This is a genomic window from Roseomonas sp. FDAARGOS_362, assembly GCF_002754815.1.
GTDB lineage: Bacteria > Pseudomonadota > Alphaproteobacteria > Acetobacterales > Acetobacteraceae > Roseomonas > Roseomonas mucosa.
Window position 1 is genome coordinate 207,467 of record NZ_CP024588.1, and the last position, 25,814, is coordinate 233,280.

The 25,814-nt window shown below is 72.3% G+C and carries 26 protein-coding genes; 7 read left to right on the top strand and 19 right to left on the bottom strand.

Annotated features, from left to right (window positions below; translation table 11 throughout):
* The first annotated feature begins 146 nt into the window (after positions 1-146).
* Positions 147-1,511, top strand: coding sequence for a ribosome biogenesis GTPase Der (gene der, locus CTJ15_RS05705; protein WP_099781311.1), 1,365 nt, complete (start codon positions 147-149; stop codon positions 1,509-1,511).
* A 28-nt stretch (positions 1,512-1,539) separates the two neighbouring features.
* Here the strand turns inward: der and CTJ15_RS05710 are convergent, their stop codons facing one another.
* From CTJ15_RS05710 to CTJ15_RS05725, 4 genes are read right to left on the bottom strand one after another with little or no spacing between them, the layout of a single operon-like run.
* Positions 1,540-1,851, bottom strand: a complete 312-nt coding sequence (locus CTJ15_RS05710; protein ID WP_019461512.1) for a hypothetical protein — start codon at positions 1,849-1,851, stop codon at positions 1,540-1,542.
* Positions 1,848-2,636 (bottom strand): SDR family NAD(P)-dependent oxidoreductase, encoded by a 789-nt coding sequence (locus tag CTJ15_RS05715; protein WP_193009640.1) that lies wholly within the window; start codon positions 2,634-2,636, stop codon positions 1,848-1,850. The genes CTJ15_RS05710 and CTJ15_RS05715 overlap by 4 nt, the downstream gene beginning before the upstream one ends.
* 32 nt (positions 2,637-2,668) lie before the next feature.
* Positions 2,669-4,165 (bottom strand): amidophosphoribosyltransferase, encoded by a 1,497-nt coding sequence (purF, locus tag CTJ15_RS05720; protein ID WP_099781312.1) that lies wholly within the window; start codon positions 4,163-4,165, stop codon positions 2,669-2,671.
* Positions 4,166-4,179: 14 nt separating this feature from the next.
* Positions 4,180-4,740: a CvpA family protein gene (locus tag CTJ15_RS05725; RefSeq protein WP_019461509.1), complete on the bottom strand. Its 561-nt coding sequence runs from the start codon at positions 4,738-4,740 to the stop codon at positions 4,180-4,182.
* 245 nt (positions 4,741-4,985) lie between these two features.
* Here CTJ15_RS05725 and CTJ15_RS05730 point away from each other — a divergent pair, with 245 nt between their 5' ends.
* A complete protein-coding gene (locus tag CTJ15_RS05730) occupies positions 4,986-6,221 on the top strand; it encodes an MFS transporter (protein WP_019461508.1) in 1,236 nt (411 codons plus the stop codon).
* Positions 6,222-6,233: 12 nt separating this feature from the next.
* Here CTJ15_RS05730 and CTJ15_RS05735 read toward each other — a convergent pair whose 3' ends face one another.
* The 8 genes from CTJ15_RS05735 to CTJ15_RS05770 all read right to left on the bottom strand — a co-directional run bounded on the left by CTJ15_RS05735 (position 6,234) and on the right by CTJ15_RS05770 (position 12,607).
* Positions 6,234-6,980: a hypothetical protein gene (locus CTJ15_RS05735; protein WP_126281839.1), complete on the bottom strand. Its 747-nt coding sequence runs from the start codon at positions 6,978-6,980 to the stop codon at positions 6,234-6,236.
* 87 nt (positions 6,981-7,067) lie between these two features.
* Positions 7,068-8,054 (bottom strand): magnesium/cobalt transporter CorA, encoded by a 987-nt coding sequence (gene corA, locus CTJ15_RS05740; protein WP_019461506.1) that lies wholly within the window; start codon positions 8,052-8,054, stop codon positions 7,068-7,070.
* Positions 8,055-8,205: 151 nt separating this feature from the next.
* Positions 8,206-8,916, bottom strand: coding sequence for an acireductone synthase (gene mtnC, locus CTJ15_RS05745; protein WP_075823138.1), 711 nt, complete (start codon positions 8,914-8,916; stop codon positions 8,206-8,208).
* Positions 8,913-9,467 carry an acireductone dioxygenase gene (locus tag CTJ15_RS05750; RefSeq protein WP_075823137.1) on the bottom strand — a complete coding sequence of 185 codons (555 nt, stop codon included), beginning with the start codon at positions 9,465-9,467 and terminating at the stop codon, positions 8,913-8,915. The genes mtnC and CTJ15_RS05750 overlap by 4 nt, the downstream gene beginning before the upstream one ends.
* Positions 9,464-10,096, bottom strand: coding sequence for a methylthioribulose 1-phosphate dehydratase (locus tag CTJ15_RS05755; protein ID WP_099781313.1), 633 nt, complete (start codon positions 10,094-10,096; stop codon positions 9,464-9,466). The genes CTJ15_RS05750 and CTJ15_RS05755 overlap by 4 nt, the downstream gene beginning before the upstream one ends.
* 196 nt (positions 10,097-10,292) lie before the next feature.
* Complete coding sequence (locus CTJ15_RS05760; protein WP_019461502.1) at positions 10,293-10,559, bottom strand: twin-arginine translocase TatA/TatE family subunit; 267 nt, start codon at positions 10,557-10,559, stop codon at positions 10,293-10,295.
* A gap of 361 nt (positions 10,560-10,920) precedes the next feature.
* Positions 10,921-11,922 (bottom strand): tripartite tricarboxylate transporter substrate binding protein, encoded by a 1,002-nt coding sequence (locus CTJ15_RS05765; protein WP_099781314.1) that lies wholly within the window; start codon positions 11,920-11,922, stop codon positions 10,921-10,923.
* A 148-nt stretch (positions 11,923-12,070) separates the two neighbouring features.
* The gene (locus CTJ15_RS05770) at positions 12,071-12,607 is read right to left on the bottom strand and encodes a CHAP domain-containing protein (RefSeq protein ID WP_099781315.1); all 537 of its coding nucleotides are present in this window, start codon (positions 12,605-12,607) and stop codon (positions 12,071-12,073) included.
* 270 nt (positions 12,608-12,877) lie between these two features.
* Here CTJ15_RS05770 and CTJ15_RS05775 point away from each other — a divergent pair, with 270 nt between their 5' ends.
* The 4 genes from CTJ15_RS05775 to CTJ15_RS05790 are packed head-to-tail and all read left to right on the top strand — an operon-like array spanning position 12,878 to position 16,292.
* The gene (locus tag CTJ15_RS05775; RefSeq protein ID WP_226946057.1) at positions 12,878-14,026 is read left to right on the top strand and encodes an acyl-CoA dehydrogenase family protein; all 1,149 of its coding nucleotides are present in this window, start codon (positions 12,878-12,880) and stop codon (positions 14,024-14,026) included.
* 54 nt (positions 14,027-14,080) lie between these two features.
* Positions 14,081-14,839, top strand: coding sequence for a PIG-L deacetylase family protein (locus tag CTJ15_RS05780; RefSeq protein ID WP_019461498.1), 759 nt, complete (start codon positions 14,081-14,083; stop codon positions 14,837-14,839).
* Positions 14,836-15,423, top strand: coding sequence for a class I SAM-dependent methyltransferase (locus tag CTJ15_RS05785; protein ID WP_058389449.1), 588 nt, complete (start codon positions 14,836-14,838; stop codon positions 15,421-15,423). Before CTJ15_RS05780 ends, CTJ15_RS05785 begins: the two co-directional genes overlap by 4 nt.
* A 41-nt stretch (positions 15,424-15,464) precedes the next feature.
* Positions 15,465-16,292 carry an MBL fold metallo-hydrolase gene (locus CTJ15_RS05790; RefSeq protein ID WP_193009641.1) on the top strand — a complete coding sequence of 276 codons (828 nt, stop codon included), beginning with the start codon at positions 15,465-15,467 and terminating at the stop codon, positions 16,290-16,292.
* Positions 16,293-16,383: 91 nt separating this feature from the next.
* Here CTJ15_RS05790 and CTJ15_RS05795 read toward each other — a convergent pair whose 3' ends face one another.
* The 7 genes from CTJ15_RS05795 to CTJ15_RS05825 all read right to left on the bottom strand — a co-directional run bounded on the left by CTJ15_RS05795 (position 16,384) and on the right by CTJ15_RS05825 (position 24,411).
* Positions 16,384-16,686, bottom strand: coding sequence for a hypothetical protein (locus tag CTJ15_RS05795; RefSeq protein ID WP_019461495.1), 303 nt, complete (start codon positions 16,684-16,686; stop codon positions 16,384-16,386).
* Between the two features lie 56 nt (positions 16,687-16,742).
* On the bottom strand, positions 16,743-18,275 hold the full coding sequence (locus tag CTJ15_RS05800) for a HAMP domain-containing sensor histidine kinase (protein ID WP_226946058.1): 1,533 nt from the start codon (positions 18,273-18,275) through the stop codon (positions 16,743-16,745).
* A gap of 195 nt (positions 18,276-18,470) precedes the next feature.
* Entirely contained in the window at positions 18,471-19,151 is a 681-nt protein-coding gene (locus CTJ15_RS05805; protein WP_019461493.1) for a response regulator transcription factor, read from the bottom strand.
* Positions 19,152-19,305: 154 nt separating this feature from the next.
* Positions 19,306-20,730: a magnesium transporter gene (gene mgtE, locus CTJ15_RS05810; RefSeq protein WP_216348646.1), complete on the bottom strand. Its 1,425-nt coding sequence runs from the start codon at positions 20,728-20,730 to the stop codon at positions 19,306-19,308.
* Positions 20,731-21,041: 311 nt separating this feature from the next.
* Complete coding sequence (locus CTJ15_RS05815) at positions 21,042-22,022, bottom strand: ABC transporter ATP-binding protein (protein WP_171979096.1); 981 nt, start codon at positions 22,020-22,022, stop codon at positions 21,042-21,044.
* Complete coding sequence (locus CTJ15_RS05820) at positions 22,019-23,074, bottom strand: iron ABC transporter permease (RefSeq protein ID WP_075822539.1); 1,056 nt, start codon at positions 23,072-23,074, stop codon at positions 22,019-22,021. The genes CTJ15_RS05815 and CTJ15_RS05820 overlap by 4 nt, the downstream gene beginning before the upstream one ends.
* 266 nt (positions 23,075-23,340) lie before the next feature.
* Positions 23,341-24,411 carry a trypsin-like peptidase domain-containing protein gene (locus CTJ15_RS05825; RefSeq protein WP_019461489.1) on the bottom strand — a complete coding sequence of 357 codons (1,071 nt, stop codon included), beginning with the start codon at positions 24,409-24,411 and terminating at the stop codon, positions 23,341-23,343.
* 348 nt (positions 24,412-24,759) lie between these two features.
* Between CTJ15_RS05825 and CTJ15_RS05830 the strand changes: the two genes are divergently transcribed.
* Complete coding sequence (locus CTJ15_RS05830; RefSeq protein WP_099781320.1) at positions 24,760-25,767, top strand: LLM class flavin-dependent oxidoreductase; 1,008 nt, start codon at positions 24,760-24,762, stop codon at positions 25,765-25,767.
* The last annotated feature ends 47 nt before the right edge of the window (positions 25,768-25,814 follow it).

The window sequence follows — 25,814 nt, forward strand, 5'->3', positions numbered from 1 at the left end:
CGCCCCTTTTCGCTGGGCAGGGACCGCGCATCACCCCTTGTCCGGCGCGGCCACAGGGCCGAATCAAGGGACTATAAGGAAGCGGCGCGCCAGGCCCGGCTTTCCGGACCGGCGCGGCATTGGCCGCAGAGCATAAGGACCACGGCATGAAGCCGCGCATCGCGATCCTCGGACGGCCCAATGTCGGCAAGTCGAGCCTGTTCAACCGGCTGGTCGGCCGACGCACCGCGATCGTGGACGACACGCCGGGCGTGACCCGCGACCGCAAGGAAGGCGAGGCCCGCATCGGCGGCATCGACGTCACCGTGGTGGACACGGCCGGGCTGGAGGAATCGCCGCCCGACACCATCCCCGGCCGCATGCGCGCCTCCTCCGAGGCCGCGTTGCGCGAGGCGGACCTGATCCTCTTCGTGGTGGATGCCCGGGCGGGCCTCACCCCGTCGGACCGTGCCTTCGCCACCTGGCTGCGGCGGCAGGAGCGGCCGGTGCTGGTGCTGGCCAACAAGGCCGAGGGCCGCACCGGCGCCGCCAATGCGCTGGAGGCCTATGAGCTGGGCCTGGGCTCGCCGCTGCCGGTCTCGGCCGAGCATGGCGACGGCTGGGGCGAACTGCATGACGAGGTGGCCGCGCGCCTGAAGGACTGGGCGCCCGCGGAGGACGAGGAGGAGCCCGACACCGAGGAGGCCCGCCGCAACCGCCCGCTGCGCATCGCCATCGTCGGCCGTCCCAATGCCGGCAAGTCCACCCTGCTGAACGCCCTGCTGGGCGAGGAGCGGATGATCACCGGGCCGGAGCCCGGCCTGACCCGCGACGCCGTGGCCTCGGAATGGATCGACGAGACCGGCGGCAGGGTGCGGCTGGTGGACACGGCCGGGCTGCGGCGCCGTGCCCGGGTGCATGAGGGGCTGGAGCAGATGTCCACCGGCGCCACCATCGCGGCGCTGAAGGAATGCGAGGTGGCGATCCTGGTGCTGGACGCCAACCTGGGCATGGACGAGCAGGACCTGCGCATCGCACGCCTCGCCGAGCGCGAGGGTCGGGCCGTCGTGATCGCCTACAACAAGTGGGACGCGGTGGAGGACCGCAACGCCGCCCGGCGGAAGCTGGAAGACGTGCTGGCGGCCTCGCTGGCGCAGATGAAGGGGATCTCGGTGGTGCCGCTTTCCGCCGCCACCGGGCGCGGCGTGGAGAAGCTGATGCCCACGGTGCGCGAGGTCTATGAGCGCTGGAACCGCCGTGTCCCGACGGGCGCGCTGAACCGCTGGTTCGAGGAGGCGCTGGCGAAGCACCAGCCGCCGCTGGTGGGCGGCAAGCGGCTGAAGCTGCGCTACTGCACCATGCCCAAGGCGCGGCCGCCAACCATCACCGTCTTCGGCACCCGGGCGGAGCTGCTGCCGGAGGACTACAAGCGCTATCTCGTGAACCTGTTCCGCGAGAGCTTCGACATGCCGGGCGTGCCGATCCGCCTGCACATGCGCGGCACGAACAATCCCTACGAGGACGCGGAGTAGCGCTCCGCCACCAGCCGGTCCATCAGGATCAGTATTGCGGACGGTGGGGCGCGCCGCCCAGATCCCCCTGATACCGGTCGGGCCAGCCCATGGCACCGCGAGTCCCGGTGCCGGACAGCAGGGACGAGCGGCTGACGCTGAGGCCGCGCCGGCCGTTGTCCCGCTGCGGCTGCAGCGGGGCCGTGATGGTCGGGGCGGGTTCCCAGCCGCCGCCTCCCGGTCCCTCCGCCGTCCTGGCGGCAGGGGCTTCCGGTGGGCCGGATGGCGGCGGGGGTGTGCATCCCATCAGCAGGATCGGCACGAGCAGGCCGCCGAGGCCCGCCGCCAGCGTCCTGTTCACCGATCCCCCAGCCGTATCACCTCGCCGTTCCGCATCTCCCCCGGCAGGCAGAGCGCCGCGATGGCAGGGGCCACATCGGCGGGCTTCGGCAGCGTGGCGGCATCCTCGCCCGGATAGGCCCGCGCCCGCATCCGCGTCGCCACGGCGCCCGGATCGGCCAAGTTCACCCGCAGCGCGCTGATCGCGGCCTCCTGCGCCCAGGTCAGGGCCAGGTGCTCCATCCCCGCCTTGGTGGCGCCATAGGCCCCCCAGTAGGCCTTCGGCTCGGCCACGCGGCGGGTGGTGAGGAAGACGGCGCGCCCGGCATCGGAGGCGCGCAGCACCGGGTCGCAGGTGCGGATCAGCCGCCAAGCGGCGGTCAGGTTCACCCCCACCGCCTCCTCCCAGTCGCGGGGCGTGATATGGCCGGCGGGCGTCAGCGTGCCGAGCGAGCCCGCGGCATGGACCAGGATATCCAGGCGGCCGAAGCGCTCATAGACCGAGGGGCCGATGGCATCGATCCGTTCGGCGCCCTTGGCAAGGTCGAAGGGCAGCAGGGTGGCGCCCTCGCCGCCGGCGTCCCGGATGGCGTCGTCCATCTCCTCCAGCCCGCCCTGGGTGCGGGCGACCAGCACGCAATGCGCGCCCATCCGGCCGAGCTCCAGCGCCACGGCGGCGCCGATCCCGCGCGAGGCCCCGGTGACCAGGGCGACGCGGCCGGCGAGGGGACGCCCCGCTTCCGCCGCGGGGGCCGGGCTGGGCGGCAGCCCTTCCGGCGGTGGCGTCTCCTCGATCGTGCCGTTCATGGGGCCTCGTGCCGGGGGGCGAGCTGGGGGGATCAGGCTCCGTTGGCGGCGATCAGGGCCGGGGCGCGCTCCGGCGCCTCCTGCAGATCCGCCAGCGGGATGGCATAATCGCCGGTGAAGCAGGCATCGCAATAGCCCGGCGAGCGCTTGTCGCGCCCCTCATGCCCCAGCGCGCGGTAGAGCCCGTCCAGCGAGATGAAGGCCAGGCTGTCGGCGCCGATGAAGCGCGCCATCTCCTCGACGTTGTTGTTGGCGGCGAGCAGCTTGTCACGGTCCGGCGTGTCGATGCCGTAGAAGCAGGGATGCGTGGTCGGCGGCGCCGCGATGCGCATATGGACCTCGGTGGCACCCGCCTGGCGGACCATCTCCACGATCTTCTTGCTGGTCGTGCCGCGGACGATGGAATCGTCCACCAGCACCACGCGCCGTCCCTCGATCATGGTGCGGTTGGCGGAATGCTTCAGCTTCACGCCCAGGTGGCGGATCTGGTCGGTCGGCTCGATGAAGGTGCGGCCCACATAATGGTTGCGGATGATGCCGAGCTCGAAGGGAATCCCCGCTTCCGTCGCATAGCCCATGGCCGCCGGGACACCGGAGTCGGGCACCGGCACCACCACATCCGCCGGCACGCCGGATTCGTGGGCCAGTTCCTCGCCGATGCGCTTGCGCGTGTTGTAGACGGAGGTGCCCTCGATCACCGAATCGGGCCGGGCGAAATAGATGTACTCGAAGATGCAGAAACGGCTGGGCTGCTTGCCGAAGGGGCGGATGGAGCGCAGCCCCTTCTCGTCGGCGATCACCACTTCGCCCGGCTCGATGTCGCGGACGAACTCGGCGCCGACGATGTCCAGGGCGCAGGTCTCGCTTGCCATCACCCAGGAATTGCTTTCCGGCCCGCCGAGGCGGCCCAGCACCAGCGGCCGCACGCCCAGCGGGTCGCGCGCGCCGATCAGCGCGCCCTCGTGCAGCGTCACCAGCGAATAGGCGCCCTGGACCTGCTTCAGCGCGTCGATCAGCCGGTCCAGCACGGTGGAATAGAGGCTGATGGCGATGAGGTGGACGAAGACCTCGGAATCCGTGGTGCTCTGGAACAGGCAGCCGCGGCGCACCAGGGCGCGCTTGAGCTGGTAGGCGTTCACGAGGTTGCCGTTATGCGCCACGGCAAGGCCGCCGAATTCAAAATCGGCATAGAGCGGCTGCACGTTGCGCAGCGCCGATTCGCCGGTGGTGGCGTAGCGGTTATGGGCGATCGCCGCGCGGCCGGGCAGGGCGGCCATGACCTTGGCATCGCCGAAATTGTCGCCCACCAGGCCACGGCCCTTGTGGGAATGGAACTGGCCGCCTTCCGCCAGGGTGACGATCCCCGCCGCCTCCTGGCCCCGGTGCTGCAGGGCGTGCAGGCCCAGCGCGGCCAGGGCGGCGGCATCCTGGGCGTTCCAGATGCCGACGACGCCGCATTCCTCGTGGAAGCCGTCATCCTCGTCCCTTTCGGGGCTGGACGGCGCGAGAGGGTTGGTCGTGAAATCCATGCGACAATCAATCCTCAGGTCCGGTTGCGCGCGGGCGGTCGCAACAGGTCCTCCATGGGCGGCAGCGGGCGGGCCGGGGCATCCGGCACGCGCAGGCGGTACTCGGGCGGAAGCTGGCCGACCAGCCACTTCGCGCCCTGGGCCACGAAAGGCAATGCGCGGGCATCGCGCAGGGCCTCGGGCCAGCGTTCCGTGACGGGTTGGAGCTGTCCGGCCAGGATGTAGGCGAGCACGACGAGGAATGCACCCCTCGCGATTCCGAACACCGTGCCGAGCGCGCGGTCCACGCCGCCCAGCACCGAGGACTGTACCGCGCGGGCCACCCAGGCAATCAACAGTTTCAGGATGATAAGGGCGATGACGAAGACCGATCCCACGGCCACGACATCCGCCAGCCATGCGGGGCTTACCGCCGCGCCCAGCGCCGAGCGCATTCCTGGCAGCATCACGAAGGCCAGGACCAGGGCACCGGCCCAGGCGCCGACGCCCAGGACTTCCCGCACCAGGCCGCGCGAATAGGCCAGGATGGCCGAAACGCCGAGAATCAGGAGGATGGCGCCATCGGCCCAGGTCATGGCGGCGTTTCCTAGCAGGCTCCGGCCCGCCGCACCACGCCGGGCCGGGCCGGGGCAGGGGGCGGACCCATGCGCGGGGCGGGAGGCGGAACGGGGCCGCGCGGGTTGGCGCGACGCGGCGAGAGGCGTCATCCTGGCGCGGGCACCTCTCGACCGGGTGCCGGACCGCAACCAGGGCAGGTTCGTCCGGACGCCGCCGGCGCCCGTGGCCGGACCCCGTCCGGCCGGAAACGGGACAGCCGTGCATGACAGACGACACCGCTCCCACTGAGAATGACCCGGCGCCCCCGGCCTTCATCGAGGGCGGGACGCGCGAGTTCCGGCGCGTGAACCTGGCGATGCTGGCGGCGGGCTTCTCGACCTTCGCGCTGATGTACTGCGTGCAGCCGCTGATGCCGGTCTTCTCGGAGGAGTTCGGGGTCAGCGCCGCCTCGGCCAGCCTGTCGCTCTCGCTCACCACCGGCCTGCTCGCCGTCTCCATGCTGGTGGCCAGCACCCTGTCCGAGGCGATGGGGCGCAAGCCCGTGATGCTCTTCTCGCTGCTGGTCTCGGCGATCCTGACCGTGATCTCGGCGCTGGTTCCGTCCTGGCACCAGTTCCTGCTGCTGCGGGCCTTGCAGGGCATCACCTTCTCCGGCCTGCCCGCCGTGGCCATGGCCTATGTGAGCGAGGAGGTGCACCCGAAATCCTCGGGCTATGCCATGGGGCTCTACATCAGCGGCAGCGCGCTGGGCGGCATGGGCGGGCGCGTCATCACCGGGCTGATCGCGGATCTCGGCTCCTGGCGTCTGGCCGTCGGGGTGATCGGGCTGCTCGGCCTCGCGGCGGCGGTCGCCTTCTGGCGGCTGCTGCCCCCGTCGCGCCAGTTCGCCCCGCGCAGCGCCCGCCCGCGGGAGCTGGTGGCGAACTTCCTGGTGCATCTGCGCGACCCCGGCCTGCCCTGGCTCTTCCTGGAGGGCTTCCTGCTGATGGGCGGGCTGGTGACCGTGTACAACTACATCGGCTACCGCCTCCTCGCCCCGCCCTTCGGGCTCAGCCAGGCGGTGGTGGGCATGATCTTCACCGTCTATCTGGTGGGGATTGTCAGCTCCACCGTCTCCGGACGGCTGGCCGACCGGCTGGGGCGGCGGCGCGTCTTCTGGGCCATCGTGCTGGCCATGCTGGCGGGGGTGCTGCTGACACTGTCCGCCTCGCTGGCCGTGGTGATCCTGGGCATCGCCGTCACCACCTTCGGCTTCTTCGGCGCGCATTCCATCGCCAGCTCCTGGGTCGGGCGACGGGCACGGCGGGGCCGGGCGCAGGCCTCCTCGCTCTACCTCTTCTGCTACTACATGGGCTCCAGCGTCGCCGGCTCGCTCGGCGGCCTCGCCTGGGCCAGCCATGCCTGGCCGGGCGTGGTGGCCATGGTCGGGGCGATGCTGCTGGTGGCGCTGCTGGTCGCCTTCCGCCTCGCGGTGCTCAAGCCCCTGCCGGAAGCCTGAGGCGCCGCCGCCTCAGGTGCGCGAGGCGGGCGGAGAAAGCAGGAAGGGGTCGGCATTCTCCGGCGCCGGGGGCTTGCCCAGGCCCATCAGGGCCGCGATCAGGCGGCCGCTGAAGGCCACGAGCATGGCCTCCGTCTCGCCGGCGCGGCCGGGCCCGGCGCGGGCCACGGCGGAAACGAGGACGATCCGCCGCCCCAGGATGCGGGCACAGGTCACGTGCTGCCGGTCGGGCGCGCCGCTGCCCGAGGCGAGGACGGCGGCGCAGCGCAGGCCGACCTTCGTGCCGCGTGCGCGGGCGGTGAAGAGGCGGCCCCTCGTGTCCCGGCCTTCGAGGATTTCGCCCGCCGTGACGACGCGGCGCCGGGTTTCGAGGAAGAGGGCCAGTTCCGGGGCCTCGATCCCATCCGGCGGACCGGGTGCGATCTCGTCGGAGGGCGGGAGGTCGAGCAGGGCCGTGATGGCGGAAGCCCCGGCACCCGCCCGCTGGTAATAGGCAAGCAGCACGGCGGGGGAGAGGCGTTCCAGCGCCCCGGCGGGGGGCGGCCTCTGCCCGAAGCCCATCTCCTCTGCCGGTAGCCGTCCCGCCAGGGCCATGGCCGTCGCGGCGACGTCGCTCAGGCCGAGGCGCGCCGGTTCACGCGCGGGCGGCGCGGCGCCACAGGCGGCCAGGGCCAGCGAGGCCGCCAGCAGGCCGGAGGATGGCCTGAGGAGCGGCCCAAGGAGTGACAGGAACGGGAAGGGGCGGGGGGTGCGCGTCACGCGGCGCAGCATACAGGAAGTGCCACCTGTTCCGGGATAGGCCGGATGCCGCTCCGGGCCCGTGGGGCGCCGCGCCGGGACGGCGGCTCAGAGCCAGCCCTTGCGCTTGAAGTAGAGCACCGGCAGGATCGCGGTGACCACCATCAGCCCGATCGCCACCGGATAGCCGAAATCCCAGCCCAGCTCGGGCATGTCCTTGAAGTTCATGCCGTAGATGCTGGCGATCAGGGTGGGCGGCATCAACGCCACCGAGGCCACGGTAAAGGTCTTGATGATGCCGTTCTGGTCGATGTTGATGACGCCCAGGATGGCGTCGAGCAGGAAGTTCGCCTTGTTGGCCAGGAAGCCCGCATGGTCCACCAGGGACTTCAGGTCGCGCACCAGGGTCTTCACCTGCGTGGTGTTCTCCTTGCGCACCAGCGCGTCCTTCTCCGTGCCGAGATAGGTCAGGATGCGGCTGAGGCCGAGCAGGGTCTCGCTGGCACGGCTGGTAACCTCGCCCACCTGGCCCAGGGCGATCAGCGCGTTGCGGAGGTCCTCGTCCCGCCGGTTCGCCTTGGTGGTGCCCTTGGCGGAGCGGAAGGCGGTGCGGCTGGCGGTGTCCATGTCCGCGCCCACCCGCTCCAGGATATCGGCCAGCCGGTCCACCACGCTCTCGAAGATGCCGATCATCACCTGGTCGGGGGAGCGCAGCAGGCTCGGCGGGTGCTTGCGGCAACGGGTGGAGAACATGGCGATGGCCTTGGGCGTGGCATAGCGCACGGTGATCAGGTTGTGCGCGGCGAGGACGAAGGTGATGGGCGTGCTGCCGAACTCGCCTTCCTCCACCCCGTAGAGGAAGTTGGCGGTGAGGAAGAGGGCATCCTCCTCCCGGTAGAGGCGGGAGGAGCTCTCGATCTCCTGCTGCTCCTCGCGCGTCGGCACCTCCAGCCCCAGGGCGTCCTGGACGGCGCGCTCCTCCTCCCGGCTCGGGTTCAGCAGGTCGAGCCAGACGGCGGTTCGCAGTTCCTCGGGGGGGCGCGTGCCCTCCCTGACCTCCAGGCGGCCATTCACCACAGTGTAGGTGGTCAGCATGGGAGCGGGGGGATCTCACGGGCTGGATGGGCGGGAAGGTATCTATGACGCCGCCGCAAACCTGCGGCCAGGGTCCGCCGCATGACGATTCCGCCATGCTTGGGTGACGTGTTCGCGCGTTGCGGGCACGGCGGACCCGCACCGCAGGGGTTCAAGCGTGTGGTAGCCCGAAGAGCGAGGCCACGGCCGGGAAGCCGCCCGCCTCGGGATGGCGGCCGGAGGGTTGCGTGCCATCCTCGGGCCGGACGAGCTGGCAGGTGGCGAGGCCGGCCTCCCGGGCCGCGTCCAGCTCCTCGGCCACATCGGACAGGAAGAGGATCTCCCCTGCCGGCAGGTGCAGCCCGGCGGTGATGGTGCGGTAGCTCGCGGCCTCGCGCTTGGCGCCGACGCGGGTGTCGAAGAAGCCCGAGAAGATCGGCGTCAGGTCGCCCGCCGGGCTGTGGCCGAAGAGCAGCTTCTGCGCCTCCACCGAGCCGGAGGAATAGACGCAGAGGCGCAGCCCGGCCGCGGACCAGGCACGCAGGCAAGGGGCCACGTCCGGATAGAGATGCGAGGTGAGCCGCCCATCCTCGTAGCCCTGCCGCCAGATCAGCCCCTGCAGTGCCTTCAGCGGCGTGACCTTGGCATCCGATGCCATCCAGGTGCGCAGGACGGCGCGCGGCTCCTGCCCCGGTGCGAGCTCGCGCACCCCGGCCAGGATGGCGGCGACCTCGGCCTCCCCGCCATGGCGGTCCAGGAAGCGGTCGAGTTCCGCCTCCGCGAAGGGGAACAGCACCTCTTTCACGAAGGCGATGGCGCTGGTCGTGCCCTCGATGTCGGTGAGGATCGCGGCCAAGCGGGTGGCGGGCACCGGAGCGCTCATGCCTGCGCGGGCGTGCCGTGGGCGGCCGGGAAGCGCTTCGCCATGTCCGTGCCCGTGTAGTGCGGCACCCAGCCCGAGGTGTCGGTGAAGATCCGTACCGCGGTGAAGGAGGGATGCGTGCCGGCGTCGAACCAGTGCTGCGTGTTCGCCGGGACGCTGATCAGGTCGCCCTCCGTGCAGTGGGCATCATAGACCTTGCCGTTCACGTGCAGGATGAAGTTGCCAGAGCCCTCGTGGAAGAAGCGGACCTCGTCCTCGGTATGGGTGTGCTCGTCGAGGAACTTGGTGCGCAGCGTCTCACGCTGCGGATGGTCGGGAGAGAGCTTGATCACGTCGGAGGAGCCGGCGCCGGTCTGGCCCAGCAGTGCGTCCAGGTGCGGGCGGTAGGCATCCAGCACCGCCTCGGCATCGGCACCCTGGGGCAGCGAGACGACGGGCCAGCGCTCGAACCGCACGCCGATGGCGGCCAGGGTCTCGGCGATGGCGGTGGCGTTGTCGGTGTCGAGCTCCACCGCCTTGGTGGCGGCGTCGTGAACGACCAGGCGGCTCATTCGAACATCCCTCCTCGGCTCTGCGCGATCAGCTCGCAGCCCAGCATGAACTCCAGGGCCTCCAGCCGCGCCAGGGCCCCATCCATGTCGGCGGCCCATACATAGACGCCGTGGCCGCGGATCAAATAGCCCGGCGGAACGATCGTGTCGTCCTCCGCCATCTCCCGCCAGCGGGCGGAAACGCGGGACTGGAGGCGGGCGATGTCCTGGTCGTTGTCGAAGACCGGCAGGCCGACCGTGGCCTCGTGGGTGGGCAGGCCGGGGAAGGCCTTCAGCAGCTCGTAGCCTTCCAGCAGGATCTCGTCGCCCGACATGCGCGACATCACCGTGTTGGGGACGCTGTGGCCGTGCAGCACCGCCCCCGCCTCGGGGAAGTGGCGATAGGCGCCGCAATGCAGTAGGGTTTCCGCCGAAGGCCGCAGCGACGGGTCCTCGGGCCTGCCGTCCAGGTCCACGACCATGACGTGCCCGTCCTGCAAAAAGCCCTTGTGGCAGCCGGAGCGCGTGACCGCGACCCGGTCGCCGGGCAGGCGGATGGAAAGGTTTCCCGCCGTGGCGGGGACCCAGCCGCGCGCGTCCATGCGCCGGCCGGCCCCGATGATGCGGCTGAGCGCTTCCGCCAGCTCCATGACCCGATCTCCCGGATAGGGGGAAGCCGGGGCGCGTGGCCCCGGCAAGGGAAAGCCGACCCCGGGGACTCCCTGCGGGAAGCCTCCTGGGCCGGCGCTGGTCTGTCAGAATTCCGGGGCGCGGAAAAGGGCGCCAGGGCGGTCGGTGCCGGGAAAGGAGAGCCCGTGGACCGTCGCCCGGGCTCCCCTGCACGGTTCAGGCCGCGGGGCGGCCCGGATTGGCCGTGGTGGTGGCGTTGTTGGTGCCGGTGGTCGGCGTGCCCGGGGGCGGGGGCGGCAGGTTGGCCGGCGGCGCCTGGGTGTCGCGCGCCATGGACTCGTCCTCGTCCTCGCGCATGTTCTTCTTGAACGACTTGATGCCGGTGGCGAGGTCACCCATCAGACCGCTGATCTTGCCGCTTCCGAAGAGCAGCAGGACCACCAGCAGGACGATGAGCCAGTGCCAGATGCTGAACGAACCCATGGTGCGGCCTCAATTCCTGTCATTATGCCAAGGCGCGCCCGGCGGCGCCTCGATCGCGTTTCCCTACCGACACTAGAGCAGAAAGGCACGCGGCGTAATCGCCCGGCCGCCGGATTCTGCCTGCCGGACGGTGATCCGGAGCGCCGCCGCCCGACCACACGGGCTGGCGGACCCTCTCCGATCCTCGCCGGAAAAGCCGGGGCCACGGGCCGATGGCCAGGGGCGGACCGGCTCCCGACCGGGAGATGGGGGCGTGCGGGGTCCGGCACAACCTCGGGCCGTGGCCGGGGCGGAACGGCTTTGCAACGCGTTGTAACGCCACGGGCCGGCGCCGGTTCCGGGGCCGGCGCCGGAAGGGGGCTCAGTCGGCCTGGATGTCCAGCTTGCGGATCAGGCTGCCCCAGCGTTCCGTCTCGGCGGCGATGAAGCGGGCGAAGTCCTGGCTGGGCAGGCCCATCACCTCGAAGCCGATATTCTCCAGCGCCTGGCGGACCTGCGGCTTGCGGAACCCGGCCACGGCCAGCGCCTCCAGCCGGGCGCGATGCGGCTCGGGCATCGAGGCCGGGGCGAAGAGGCCGCTCCAGCCATAGGAGGTAGCGTCCTTGATCCCGGCTTCGGCCAGGGCCGGCACATCCGGCATCTCGGCGGCGCGGTGCTCGCCGGTGCAGGCGAGGGCGATGAGCTGGCCGTCGCGCACCTGCGGCAGCACGGCGCCGATGGTGACCACCATGGTCTCGATGCGGCCGGCCACCATGTCGAGCACCGCCTGCGGGAAGCCGCGATAGGGCACGTGCTCCATCCGCAGCCCCTCGCGCGCCATCAGCTCCACCATGGCGAGGTGGCCACCCGAGCCGGCGCCGACCGAGGCGAAGGAGAGCCTGCCCGGGTTGGCCCTCACATAGGCGAAGAACTCCGCGAGGCTCCGCGCCGGCACGCCGGGCGTGACGACCAGCAGCTGCGGCGCCCGCACCGCCATGGCGATCGGCCGCAGGTCTCGCTGCGGGTCATAGGGCAGGTTGCGGTACAGGGCCGGGGCGGTGGTGATCGGCCCGTTGATCGACAGGCAGATGGTGTGGCCGTCCGTCGCCTTGGCGGCCATGTCGGTGCCGATATTGCCGCCGGCGCCGGGGCGGTTGTCCACCACCACGGGCTGGCCGAGCCCGGCGGAGAGTTCCGGGCCGATGGCACGGGCCACCAGGTCGGGCGTGGAGCCGGCCGGGAAGGGCAGGATCAGGCGCAGCGGCCGGTCCGGCCAGGGGGCGTCCGTGGCGGTGGCGGCCCGGGCCCGGTGCAGGGCCGGTGCGGCGAGGGGCAGGGCCGCCGTGCTGGCGAGCAGGCCGCGGCGGCTGAGGATCGTGGTCATGGCGTTCCGTCTTCTCTCCCGGCAGACCCCGCGAGGCTTCCGCGGGCCCGCGAGGGGAGCCTGCCGGGCCGCCGGGAACCACCGGGCCCATCTTCGCCGGCTGGCGGGGCGCGTCCAGCAGAGTCCCTGGTCAAGGAGCTGCGGGGATTCAGCGCGACGCCTGCCGGGGCAGGTCCCGGTAGATGAAGCCGTAGGCCGGGAAAACCGTGCTGCCGACAACCCGCGCCGGGGGATACCAGACCCGCACCTGGGTCCAGTCATTGCCGGGGGAGACGTCGATCACCGGCTGGCCGCGCGCCACGAGGCCCTTCAGCCCGCCGGAGGCCCAGTTGGCATGGTCCACCAGCACCTCCCGCTCCGAGACCACGCGCGACACCACGGCCAGGTGGCCGTCGCGCAACCGGGCGGTGCGGCGGAGCACCAGCACGCTGCCGGGGCGCGGCTGCGCCCCGCGCGCGTAGCTGCCGGCGGCCGCGTCCCACCACTGCCAGGCATCGCCGCGCAGCGCGATGCCGGAGCGGGCGCGCGCATAGGGTACGCAACTCAGATAGGCACCGCCGCCGCCCTCGTAGCCATGGGCACGCGCCCTGGCATTGGAGACGGTGCCGCGCGACCCGGCGCAGCCCGCCAGGACGAGCGGCACGGCCAGCAGGACGGCCGCCCACAGCTTCCGCCGCACAGACATGATCGCCGAGGCCCCCCCTCCGGATATGCCGGCCGATTTCCCACCCCCGGGACGCCCCCGCGCCCGGAGTGCCGCCATGCTACCCCTCTGCCGCAGCGCGGGGGAGATCCGGCCCGCGGCGGGACCAAGTGGGGCGGGACCACGCGGAGTTTTGCAACGGTTTCGCATCGCTTCCCCGCCGGGCGGGCAACCCGGTCCGGCCTGTCCGGTTGAAGCGGCAGCATGAATCACCACGCCCTCCCGCACTCCGCCCACGCCTCCCTCACCACCATGCCTACGGCGCCAGCCTCTACGGCGGAGATGCTGGAACGGCTGGACGCCCTTTTGCCGGGAGTGGAGGAGCGGGCCGCGCGGCTGGACGGGGAAGGCGGCCTGCCCGTGGAGGAGGTGGCGGCCCTCGGCGCGGCCGGGCTGCTGGTGGCGCCGCTGCCTGCCGCACTGGGCGGGCTGGGCTGGGGTTCCGAACCCGGGGGCACCAAGCCGCTGATGCGGGCGCTGCGCCGGATCGGCCGGGCCAGCCTGCCGCTGGGACGTCTCTTCGAAGGGCATGTGAACGCGCTGCGCCTCGTCGCCGCCTACGGTACGCCGGAACAGGTGGAGGAAGCCGCGGCGGATGCCCGGGCGGGCCGCCTCTTCGGGGTCTGGGCCGCCGAGGTGCCAGGACGCGGGCTGGTGCTGGAGGAGGACATGCGCCGGCTCAGCGGGGGCAAGATCTGGTGCTCCGGGGCCGGGCTGGTGGAACGGGCGCTGGTCCCGGCCCAGGTACCGGACGGCGTGCGGATGCTGTTGCTGCCGCTGCCGAGGGGCACCGGGCGGGCGGACCTTTCCGTCTGGACGGCTTCGGGGATGCGGGCCTCGGCCACCGGGAACATGGATTTCAGCGGCATGGAGCTGAGCCCCGGGGCGCTGATCGGTCCGCCCGGGGCCTACTTCGCCCAGCCCGGCTTCTCCGGTGGCGCCTGGCGCTTCCTGGCCGTACATCTCGGAGGCATCGAGGCGGTGGTGGAGGCGCTGCGCCACCATCTGACCGCGACCGGCCGGGGCGGGGACCCGCACCAGCAGGCGCGGCTCGGCCAGGCCCTGGCGGAGGCGGAGGCGGCGCGGCTCTGGGTGGGCGAGGCGGCGCGGATGGCCGAGGGGCCGGAGGCAGGGGCTTCCGGCGACGGGGAGGCGGCGGCGCGGGTCGTGGCCTATGTGGACCTGGCGCGCGGCGCGGTGGAACGGGCGGGGCTGGCGGCGATGGAACTGGCGCAGCGCTCCATCGGACTCGGGGCTTTCCTGCGCCCGGCGCCGGTCGAGCGGATCGCGCGGGACCTCGCCACCTATCTGCGGCAGCCGGGACCGGACCGCGCCCTGACATCGGCGGCGCAGCATGCCCTGGCGGCGGCGGCCCCGGTGGGCGATCTTTGGGGCCGGTGAGCCGGGGCCCCGCCGGGCCGGATGCTCCCGGGACATGAAGGCGGACACGATCGCATGAAGGCCACCGAGTTTCTCCGCGCCGCCGAAGCCTGGCCGCTGGAAGGGCTGGAGGCGCTGTTGCCGGAGGCCGGGCCGGTGCTGCTGCTTTCACCGCATCCGGACGACGAATCCCTCGGCTGCGGCGGGCTGCTGGCGCAGCTCGCGGCGCGCGGGCGGGAGGTGCGGGTGGTGCTGGTTTCGGACGGGGCGGCGTCGCATGATTCGCGGCTCTATCCGCCCCGGCGGCTGGCGGCGCTGCGGCAGGAGGAGATGGCGGCGGCGCTGGCCGCGCTCGGCCTGGGGCCGGAGCGGCTGGTGACGCTGGGCCTGCCCGACGGGGCGGTGCCGCAGGAAGGGCCGGGCTTCGAGGCGGCGGCGACCGCCATCGGCGGGTTGGCGCTGCGCGACGGCGCCACCACGATCCTCGCCCCCTGGGAGGAGGACCCGCATGGCGACCACCTCGCCACCTGGCGGATGGCGCGGCATGTCGCGGGGGACCTGGGACTGCGCCTGCTGGCCTATCCGGTCTGGGGCTGGCGGCACCTCTATCCGGGGATGCTGGCGCCGGTGGAGCCGGTGGAGCTCGCCGCCGTGCCGCGCGGCGTCCGGCTGGACATCGCGGCGGAGCTGCCCGCCAAGCGCGCGGCGGTGGCGGCGCATCGCAGCCAGACCACCGGGCTGATCGCGGATGACCCGGGTGGCTTCGTGCTTTCGCCGGCGGCACTCGACGTGCTGCTGCGCCCCTGGGAACTCTATCTGGACCTGACGCCATGAGCCGCAGCGACCGCAGCCTGCCGACCAGCTATTTCGACGATCTCTATGCCGGGAACCCGGACCCCTGGGGCTTCGAGAGCAAGCCCTATGAGCGCGAGAAATACGCCGCCACCCTGGCCGCCCTGCCGCGCCCGCATTACGCGGCGGCGCTGGAGATCGGCTGTTCCATCGGCGTGCTGACGGAGCAGCTGGCGAAGCGCTGCGACCGGCTGGTGGCGCTGGACGCGGCCGAGGCTCCGCTGGCACGGGCGCGGCAGCGGCTGGCGGGGCAGGCGCATGTGGAGATCCTGCACGGGCGCGTGCCGGAGGAATGGCCGGAAGGGCACTTCGACCTGATCCTGTTTTCCGAGGTCCTGTACTTCTTCGATGAAGAGGACCTGAAGCGCGTCTGTACGCAGGTCACGCGTTCCCTGCGCCCCGGCGGCGACGTGGTGCTGGTGCATTGGCTGCCGGAGACCGATTTCCCCCTGTCCGGCGACGAGGCCACGGAGCGCTTCATCGCCGGCACGGCCGATGTGCTGAAGCCCCTGGTGGCGAGCCGGAGCGAGTTCTACCGGATGGACACGCTGCGCCGCATCGATTGAATCGCGGCCGCCGGGATTCGCTGGAAGAGGACTGGAATGCCATGACGGATGGAAGTCGCCGGATCGGTGACCGGGAGGTGGCGCTCCTGCTCGACGGCATCTTCGAACCGCCACCAGGGGTGGTGGTGCATCCCGACGGAGTGGAGGCGCGAGACCGCGCTCTGGGGCCGCTGTCCGGCGATGCCATCAGGATCGACGTGAACGCCTTCCTGCTGCGCGGGCCTGACGGCATCACCCTGGTCGATGCGGGGACGGGCCAAGCTTGGGGTCCGGCACTCGGCCATGCCCGCACGGCGCTGGAGCGGCACGGGATCGCGCCTGGACAGGTGGACCGCGTGTTGCTGACCCATATCCATGGCGACCATGCGCTGGGCCTGCTCGATGGGGAGGAACCCTGGCTGCCGCGGGCGGAGATCCTGGTGCCAGAGCGGGACCTGGGCTTCTTCACCGATGCCGTATCCCGCGAAGCGACACCGCCGGAGCGGCGCAGCGGCTTCGACATCGCGGAGAAGCTGGTGCGGGCCTATGCCGGGCGGCTGCGCGGCGTCCCCGCCGGGGAGGTCCTGCCGGGGATCGAGCTGCTGCCGCTGCCGGGGCATACGCCGGGCCATGCCGGCTATCTGCTGCGCGGCGAGGGGGAGGGCGGCAGCCTGCTGCTCTGGGGCGACCTGCTGCACCTCGCCGGGCCGCAATCGGCCGACCCGGCGCTGAGCCTGACCTATGACCTCGACCCCGCCGAGGCGCGCCGCAGCCGCAAGGCGGGACTGGAGCGCGCGGCCGCCGCGGGCTGTCTGGTCGCGGGTGGGCATGTCACCGGCTTCAGCCGGGTGCGGGCGGAGGGCATGGGCTTCCGGATGGTAGCCGGCTGATCCCCGGGGCTGATCCTGGGGTTTGGCCCCGGGATCTGATTCTGGGATCTGATCCTGGGATCTGGCCCTGGGACGGCTTCGATGTTCCGTCCTAGTTCCCCTGGGCCTCGCGGATAGCGCGGCGCAGCTTGGCGACGCCGGTGCGCGGATAGCCTTTCCGGCACAGGGTCAGCCCCTCGTCCCCCAGCTGCTTGGCCGGCGTGGTCAGGGCGCCCGGCAGGGCGGCGAGGCGGCTCGCCAGCTCCTGGCAGTATTCCGGACGGTCCGGCCGCACATGCCAGAGGTCCCGCGCCCCCTTCTCCACGGCCAGCCCGACGGTTTGAAGGGAGGTGGACTGGAGACAGAAAAGGGGCCCGGCAAGAAGCAGGACCGGCGCGATGGCCTTGTGTCGCATGGCCCCTTATCGGGCACGGGACACTGTGCCGCCGTGTTCGCGCCGTGAAAGCTGCGTTAGCCGCTCGCCTGGCCTTCCGGCTGCTCGGGGTCCATCGGCAGGCGCAGCGTCACGCTCAGGCCGGGCAGGGGACGCCCGGGGCGCGTGTCGGCGAGGATGATCTCGCCGCCATGCAGCGCGGTCACGGCGCGGACCAGCGACAGGCCGAGGCCCGAGCCGGGCGTGGCGCGGGCGCCGTCGGTGCGGAAGAAACGTTCGCCGGCGCGGGCGCGCTCCCCGGGGCTCATGCCGGGTCCCTCGTCGGCCACGGTGACATGCACCGCCTGCCGGTCGCGGAAGGCGCGCAGCCGCACGGTGCTGGCGGGCGGCGAGAACTTCACCGCGTTGTCCAGCAGGTTGGCCACCGCCTGCAGCAGCAGGTCTCGGTCGCCCACCAGCGGCAGGTTGGGCTGGATCTCCGCCATCAGGCTCTGCTCCGCCGCCTCGGCCGAGGCGCCGTAGAGCTCCGCCGCATCGGCCAGCACCGGGGCGAGGTCAAAGGGGGCGAAGGCGGCGCGCCGCGCGCCGGCCTCCACCTCCGCGATCCGCAGCACCGCCTGGAAGACCCGGGCGATGCCGTCCAGGTCGGCGATGCCGCGATCCACCGCCTGACGCAGCAGCTCCGCCGCCTCCCGGTCCGGGGCGCCCTCGGCCTCGGCCAGCGCGTCCTCCAGCTTGGCGCGGGCGCGGGCGATCGGCGTGCGCAGGTCGTGGGCGATGGCGTCGGACACGCCGCGCACCCCCTCCATCAGCGTCGCGATGCGGTCCAGCATGTTGTTCATGGCGCTGCCGAGGCGGTCGAACTCGTCCTCCCGGCCCGAGAGCGGCACGCGCTGGCTCAGGTCGCCCTGCGCGATCGCGGCGGCGGTGTCGGCGGCGGGCTGGAGCCGGTCCTCCAGCGCCCGGCGCAGCACCCAGGCCCCGGCGAAGGCGAAGAAGGCGGCCGCCGCGGCGGACCAGGCGAGGCCCTCGTTCAGCAGCTCGCGCAGCCGCAGCTTGTCCTCCACGTCGCGGCCCAGCAGCAGCACGTCGCCGTTGGGGAAGTCGAGGCGGAAGATCCGCGCCTCGGTCAGCACGCCTTCCCGCAGCAGGGACAGGGACTGCCAGCGCGGCCCGGCGAGATAGGTGTCGAAATAGCCGTCGCGCGGCGCCTCCAGGTTGCCGGCCAGCCGGTGCCCCGTGACGTCGGTGAGGAGGTAGAGGCTCTGGTCCTCCACATCCTCGGCCAGATGCTGGGCGATGGCCTCGATCAGCCCGTCGCGCCCGGCCTCGCGCCAGCGTTCCTGGAAGACCGCGGCATCGCTGCGGATGGTGGCATCCGTCTGCCGGTCCAGCGCCCCGGCGGTGCCCCACCAGAGCACGGCGGCGAAGACCAGCCCGGCCAGCAGGAAGACGGTGGCGAAGAAGGCGGCCGCGCGGAAGCCGGCGCCGCCCACCAGCCGCGCCAGCCGCTGGCCAAGCAGCCGCAGCCCGGCCAATGGCTGGCGCGGCCGCTTCGGTGGTCCGTTCGGCGACCTGCCGGAGGGGCTGGCCGGCGGCGTGTCAGGCAACCCGGCGGGCAACCCGCCCGCTGGCCCGCGTGGCGGCGGCCCGTGCGCCGGTCCCTGCTCCGGTCCGGCCGGCGGCCCGGCGCTCATCGCGGCATCACGCCTCCGCCCCCACCGGCGCGGAACCCGCGCGGCCGGGACGGGGTGGAGGCCGGTTCCCGTTGCCGGCCCCCCTGGAAGGGCATGGAGAGCCTCCCGTCAGGGGTCCGCGCGCAGCATGTAGCCGGCATTGCGGATGGTATGGATCAGCGGCTTGTCGAAGCCCTTGTCCAGCTTCTGGCGGAGGCGGGAGACATGCACGTCGATCACGTTGGTCTGCGGGTCGAAGTGATAGTCCCAGACCTTCTCCAGCAGCATGGTGCGGGTCACCACCTGCCCGGCATGGCGCATCAGGTGCTCCAGCAGGCGGAACTCGCGCGGCTGGATCTCGATGCGCTTGTCGCCGCGCGTCACGGTGCGGGAAAGCAGGTCGAGCTCCAGGTCCGCGACCTTCAGCCGCGTGGCGGGCGCGTCCACCGCCGGGCGGCGGCCCAGCGCCTCGACACGGGCCAGCAGCTCGGCGAAGGCGAAGGGCTTGGCGAGGTAGTCGTCGCCCCCGGCCTTGAGCCCCTTCACCCGCTCGTCCACGGCGCTGAGGGCGGAAAGGAACAGGACGGGCGTCCGGTTCCCCTGGGTGCGCAGGGTCTCCACCAGCCGCACGCCATCGACGCCGCCGGGCAGCATCCGGTCCAGTACCAGCAGGTCGAAGGGTTCCGAGGCGGCGAGGAACAGGCCGTCGCGGCCATTGGACGAATGCTCGACGGTATGCCCGGCCTCGCGCAGGCCCTTGGTCACGAAGCGGGCGACCTCGGCGTCGTCCTCCACAAGCAGAATCCGCATTCCAGGTCTCCCGGCGGGATGTTGTGCTTAGCCCAGACCGTGCTGGATGGGCAGGCTGATGAAATTCCGGCCTTTTGTGAAGACCGGGGTTCCGTGAAGACCGGGGCGGCCGCCCCTCGGCGCCCTTTCCGGGTCTGCCGTGGGCGGGGCCGGGTCACAGCAGGGTCCCGCGCAGGATGGCGGAGGCCACGGAGAAGTAGATGACCAGGCCGGTGACATCCACCAGGGTCGCCACGAAGGGGGCGGAGGCGCTGGCGGGGTCGAAGCCGATGCGCTTCAGGATGAAGGGCAGCATGGAGCCCGCCAGCGAGCCGAAGGTCACGATGCCCACCAGGGCCGTGCCCACGGTCAGGGCGATCAGCATCCAGTGCTCGCCATAGTCGAAGAAGCCGAACTCCTGCCAGACCAGGATGCGCAGCATGCCGATGGTGCCCAGGATGGCGCCCAGGGTGAGGCCGGTCGGCAGCTCGCGCAGCGCCACGCGCCACCAGTCGCGCAGCCGCAGCTCGCCCAGCGCCAGGGCGCGGATCAGCAGCGATGTGGCCTGGGAGCCGGAATTGCCGCCCGAGCTCATGATCAGCGGGATGAACAGCGTCAGCACCACGGCGCGCTCCAGCGCGTCCTCGTAGTGCTGCATGGCGCTGGCGGTGAGCATCTCGCTGAGGAACAGGGCGCAGAGCCAGCCGGCGCGCTTGCGGATCATCCCGCCGAAGCCGAGCTCGGTATAGGGCTCGTCGCTCGCCTCCATGCCGCCGAAGCGCTGCACGTCCTCGGTGCCTTCCTCGACGATGGCGTCGAGCACGTCGTCCACCGTCACGATGCCGAGGATGCGGCGGGCGTCGTCCACCACCGGCACGGCCAGCAGGTCGTGGCGGCGGAACAGGCGGGCCACCTCCTCGCGGCTGGTCAGCGGCTTGACCGTGACGGGCTCGGTCTCGCGCGTGGCGGAGAGGATGAAGTCCCCCGGCTCCGCCGTGATGAGGCGGCGCATGGTGGCCGCGCGCACCAGGGCGCGCGTGCGCGGCTCCACCACATAGATGGCGTAGATCGTCTCGCGCGTGCGCTCGACCCTGCGAACATGCGCCAGGGTCTGCGCCACCGTCCAGTTGGCGGGGACGCTGACGAACTCGGTGGTCATGATGCTGCCGGCGGTGCGCGGCGGATAGGAGAGCAGGCGCTGCACCGCCAGCGCCATCTCGGCGCTGAGCCGCGCCACCAGCGCCGCCCGCTCCGTGCCCTCCAGGTCGCGCAGCATGTCGGCCACGCGGTCGGCGGACATGCCTTCCAGCAGCACCGCGGCGCGGTCGCGCGGCAGGAAGTGGACGATCTCCGCCGGGTCGTCGAGCTCGGGCTTGTCGAGGATCTCGACGGCGCGATCGTCGGGCAGCAGCGCGAGGGCGGCGGCCGACTCCTGGGGGGAGAGGGTGTTCAGCCGCTCCACTGCATCGGCGACGTGGCCCTGGGCGAGCTGTTCGGCGAGGATGCCGGCCGCGCCCTGTTCGCGCGGGTCCAGCACCGGGCCGGGAGCAGCGGTCCGGTCGGCCTGGTTGCCGCCGGGGGTGTTCCTGTTCGTGTCCATGTTTCACCGTTCCGTCATGCCGTTGGCAGCGGAACGCGGGGAACCGGACCCGGAGGCGGGATCAGTCCGCGGCGGCCACCAACGGCGGGCGAGATCGACTGTGACTGTCGCTTGGCATGAGCTTCGTCTGGGGGTTCGGCGCCGCGCCGGACCCGGAGGGGAGCGCGCGGCGGAAAGGCGCATGATCCTTTCGCACCGCAGTGTCAAGCAGGGGCAAGGGCGTGTTCCCGGGGACCGTCACCCGGGGAGTGGCGGGGAAACTGGCGGAAACCGCTGCCAGCCTTCCGGATGGGTAAGGATGTTGCAACGTTTTAGGATGGCGTTAACGAACGGGCGGCAATTTCGGGGCATGAGCATGGTCCCTGCCCCCTGGGTACCGGCCCGCCCGCCGCCGATTCACGCCCTTCCTCACCGGCGCCTTCGCCGGGCGGCAGCCGGGCGCGGGGTTCAGGCCGCCTGCCTGGGCAGGGGGCGTCCGCGAGCACCAGCAGGCTGCCCTGGGAGCAGAACTCGATCCGCGCCGCCACGCCATAGACCTCGGCCAGGATCGCCGGGGTCAGCGTGTCCTCGGGCGTGCCGTCCGCCCGTACCGTGCCGTCGTGCAGCACCACCACCCGGTCCGAGAAGCGGGCGGCGAGGCTGAGGTCGTGCAGCACCACCACGCCGATCAGCCCGTGTTCCAGCACCGTCTGCCGCACCAGCCCCATCACCGAGAGCTGGAAGCGCAGGTCGAGCGCCGAGGTCGGCTCGTCGAGCAGCAGCACCTCCGGCTCCCTCACCAGGGCCTGGGCGAGGCCGGCGAGCTGGCGCTGGCCGCCGGACAGCCGGTCCAGCCCCCGCAGGGCGAGGTCGGAGATGCCCAGCCGCTCCAGGATCGCGAGGCCGCGGCGGGCGGCTTCCTCGCCCGAGACGGCGCCGGAGGCGGGGGCCACGGCCTTCAGCGCGCCGACCAGCGTTTCCAGCACGGTGAGCGCCACGCCCTGGGGCAGGCCCTGCGGCATGTAGGAGACGTGGCGCGCGCGGCGGCCGACCGACATGGCGGAGAGGTCCTGCCCGCCGAGATGCACCCGGCCCTTCGCCGGCACCAGCCCGGCGAGGCCGCGCAGCAGGGTGGACTTGCCGGCGCCGTTGGGGCCGACCAGGGCGGTCAGCGTGCCGGGCAGCATCGGGCGCAGCGACAGGTCGCGGACGATCTGCCGCTTGCCGTAGCCGACCGAGACATGCTCCACGGCCAAGGGCTGGCGATTGTCCGTGTGGGGGGTGCCCGTGGGGTGGATGGCTTCGTCCCTCATGCCGCGCGCGCCCGGCCGAAGACCAGCGCCACGAAGACGGGCACGCCGATCAGTGCGGTGACGATGCCGATCGGGATCAGCAGCCCCGGCACGATCATCTTGGAGGCGATGGAGGAAAGCGAGAGCAGCACCGCGCCGCAAAGGGCGGAAGCAGGCAGGAAGTAGCGGTGGTCCTCGCCCACCATCAGCCGCGCCGCGTGCGGGCCGACCAGCCCGACGAAGCCGATCGTGCCGACGAAGGCGACGGAGACGGCGGCGAGCAGCGAGACGCGCAGCAGCGAGCCGCGCCGCAGCGCCGCGGAATCAACGCCGAAGGACCGGGCGCGGTCCTCGCCGAGGCGCAGCGCCGTCAGCTTCCAGGTGGCGCGGGCGCAGAAGGGGACGCAGACCGCGAGGGCCAGCGCCATGATGCCGATCTTCGGCCAGGTGGCGCGGGCGAGCGATCCCATGGACCAGAAGACGAGCTGCTGCAGCGCCTGTTCCGTGGCCACGAACTGCAGCAGCGCGACCAGCGCGTTCATGGCGAAGACCAGGGCGATGCCGAACAGCACCAGCGAATCCACCCCGGCGCCGCGCAGCCGCGACATGAAGTGCAGCAGCAGCATCGAGGCGAAGGCGAAGACGAAGGCATTGGCCGGGATCAGCCATTCCTGCGGCACCCAGGGCACGCCGCGGCCCAGCACGATGGCCAGCGCCGCGCCGAGCGAGGCGGCCGAGGAGACGCCGAGGGTGAAGGGGCTGGCCAGCGGGTTGTTCAGCACCGTCTGCATCTCCGCCCCGGCGAGCGCCAGGGCGGCGCCGACGAGCACCGCCATCAGCGCATAGGGCAGGCGGACATCCCAGACGATGACACGCATCGGGCCGGTCGCGCCATCGGGCGAGAGGATGGTGGCGAACACGTCGGCGAAGGGCAGGCGGGAGGGGCCGGTCATCACGTCGCAAACCAGCGCCACCACCAGCAGCAGGGTCAGGCCGGCCAGCACGGCGCCGCGGCGGAGCAGCAGGCGCCGGTAATCCGCCGCGGCGAGGTCGTGCGAAGTGGCGGCGCTCACTTCGGGGCGGCCTCGCGGGACGGGCCTCTGCGGCCTTCTCCGGTCGGCGGGGTTCCGGGGAAAGGGGCTCCGGTGGGCGAGGCGATGTCGCGAACGCGGTATGGCGGCGGGGTCGGCGGCATGGGCAGCTGCTTACACCAATTCGCCGCGTGCTGATAATCATTCGCGGATGGCGCCGCGCTCCCGCGCCATGCTCCGAGGGCATGGCCCCAGAAGACGACGCGAAAGGATGACCCCGGAGCGCGGCGGCGGGCCGGGCGGCGGCCTCAGCCGGCGCCGCTGGGCCGGCGGCCGACCTGGACGGGGATCTCCTGCTGCCGCCCGTCGCGGATCAGGGTCAGCCGCACGGTCTGCCCCGGCGCCACCCCGGCCACGGAGCGGATCAGCACGCGCGAGGTGTCCACCCTTTCTCCATCCAGCGCGATCACCAGGTCGCCCTGGCGCAGCCCGGCGCGGGCGGCGGGGCTGTTGCGCTCCACCCCCTGCACCAGTACGCCGCGCCGGCCGCGCCCGCCTTCCGGGGTGGCATCCTGCACGGCGACGCCGAGCCAGCCGCGTTCCACCCGCCCGTCGCGGCGGAGCTGCTCGATCACCGGGCGCGCGAGGTCCGAGGGCGTGGCGAAGCCGATCCCGGCCGAGCCGCCGGAAGGCGAGAAGATGGCGGTGTTGATGCCGATCACCTCGCCGTCGATGTTGAAGAGCGGGCCGCCGGAATTGCCGGGGTTGATGGCGGCATCGGTCTGGATGAAGTCGTCGAAGGGGCCGGCGCCGATCTCGCGCCCGCGGGCGGAAACGATGCCCGAGGTGACGGTGCCGCCCAGGCCGAAGGGATTGCCCGCCGCCAGCACCCACTGCCCCACGCGCAGCTTGCCGGAGGAGCCCCAGGGGACGGATTTCAGCGTCTCCTTGCTCTCGATCCGCAGGAGGGCGAGGTCGGTGAGGTCGTCGGTGCCGACCACGCGGGCCGGCATCTCGGTGCCGTCCTGCAGGGCGACCACCACGCGGCTGGCATTGCCGACCACATGGTTGTTGGTCACCACCAGGCCGGAAGGGTCGATGATGAAGCCCGAGCCGGCGCCCTGGACCTGCTGGCGGCCCCGGCGCTCGCGAAAGAAGCGCTCGTAGGGGGTGCCGCGCATGTCGGGGGGGATCTGGACCTGCTGCTCCCCGGTGACGGCGATGTTCACCACGGCGGGCAGGACCTTCTCGGCGAGGTCGGCGAAGTCGAGCACCGCCACCCGCTGCGCCTCGGCGGGATAGGGGCGGGCGGTGCAACCCGCCATGGCGAGGCCCGTGAAGGCAAGCAGGGCGCTGCGTCGGCTGCTGTGCTGGATCATGGGCGGATCATCCCCGATCCCGGGCGGCGCAAAAAGGGCCGAAGCCTTGGATTGCGCCGGCCGTGCCGCTGACGCGGTGGTGGCGTGCCGGGGCTGTGGCGAAAAAGTCATCCTGCGGTGCGCTCCTCCGGTCGGACCTTTCCAACTGGGCCCGGTGGCGGCGCGGAAAAGCCCCGCCGGTGCCGGGAAGCGGCGTGTTCCCGGCCGTCCGGGAGTTCCGGGCGAGTCCTCCGCCGGACGGGCGCGGGGCTGCCCTGCGGCAAGGACGGGACGGCGGGGCCGCGGCACCCTATCTGTAGCCGGACGGCCCGTGGCAATCCCGCCCGGGGCCACAGGACGGAAGGACGCATGGTCCCCTTCACCCTTCTCGACCTCTCGCCCATTCCGCAGGGCGCGGATGCTGGCACGGCGCTGCGCAACACGATCGACCTCGCCCGCCATGCCGAAGCCTGGGGCTACCGGCGCTTCTGGCTGGCCGAGCACCACAACATGCCCGGCATCGCCAGCGCCGCCACGGCGGTGGTGATCGGCCAGGTGGCGGCCGCGACCTCCCGCATCCGGGTCGGTGCGGCGGGCATCATGCTGCCCAACCACGCGCCGCTGGTGATCGCGGAGCAGTTCGGCACGCTGGCGGCGCTCTTTCCCGGGCGCGTCGACCTGGGGCTGGGCCGGGCGCCGGGCAGCGACATGCGGGCCGCGCGGGCCCTGCGCCGCAACCTCGACAGCGACCCGGACGGCTTCCCGCGCGACGTGGTGGAGCTGCAATCCTATTTCCGCCCCGCGCGGCCGGGGCAGCCGCTCCAGGCCGTGCCGGGAGCAGGGCAGGAGGTGCCGCTCTGGATTCTCGGCTCCTCTCTCTATGGCGCGCAGCTCGCGGCGGCGCTGGGCCTGCCCTATGCCTTCGCCTCGCATTTCGCGCCGGATGCGCTGGACGAGGCGCTGCGCGTCTACCGGGAGCAGTTCCGCCCCTCGGAGCAGCTCGACCGGCCCCATGTGGCCGCCGCGATCAATGTCTTCGCGGATGAGACGGAGGCCGGGGCGCGGCGGCTCTTCACCTCGCTGCAGCAGCAGTTCCTGAACCTGCGCCGCGGCACGCCGGGCCAGTTGCCGCCGCCGGTGGACAGCATGGACCGGCTGTGGACCGCTGCCGAGCGGGCCGGCACGGAGCGGGCGCTGTCCTGTTCCGCGGTGGGTACGCCGGCGCAGGTGCGGGCCGGGCTGGAAGCCTTCCTGGAGCGGACCGGGGCGGACGAGCTGGTGCTGACCGGGCAGATCTTCGACCACGAGGCCCGGCTGCGCTCCTTCCGCCTCGTGGCGGAGTTGGGCAAGGACCTTCTCCCTCGGCACGGCGGCTGAGCGGTCCGGGGAAAGCCCGGCGAGGCCGCCGGACGGTCTTGCCGGAA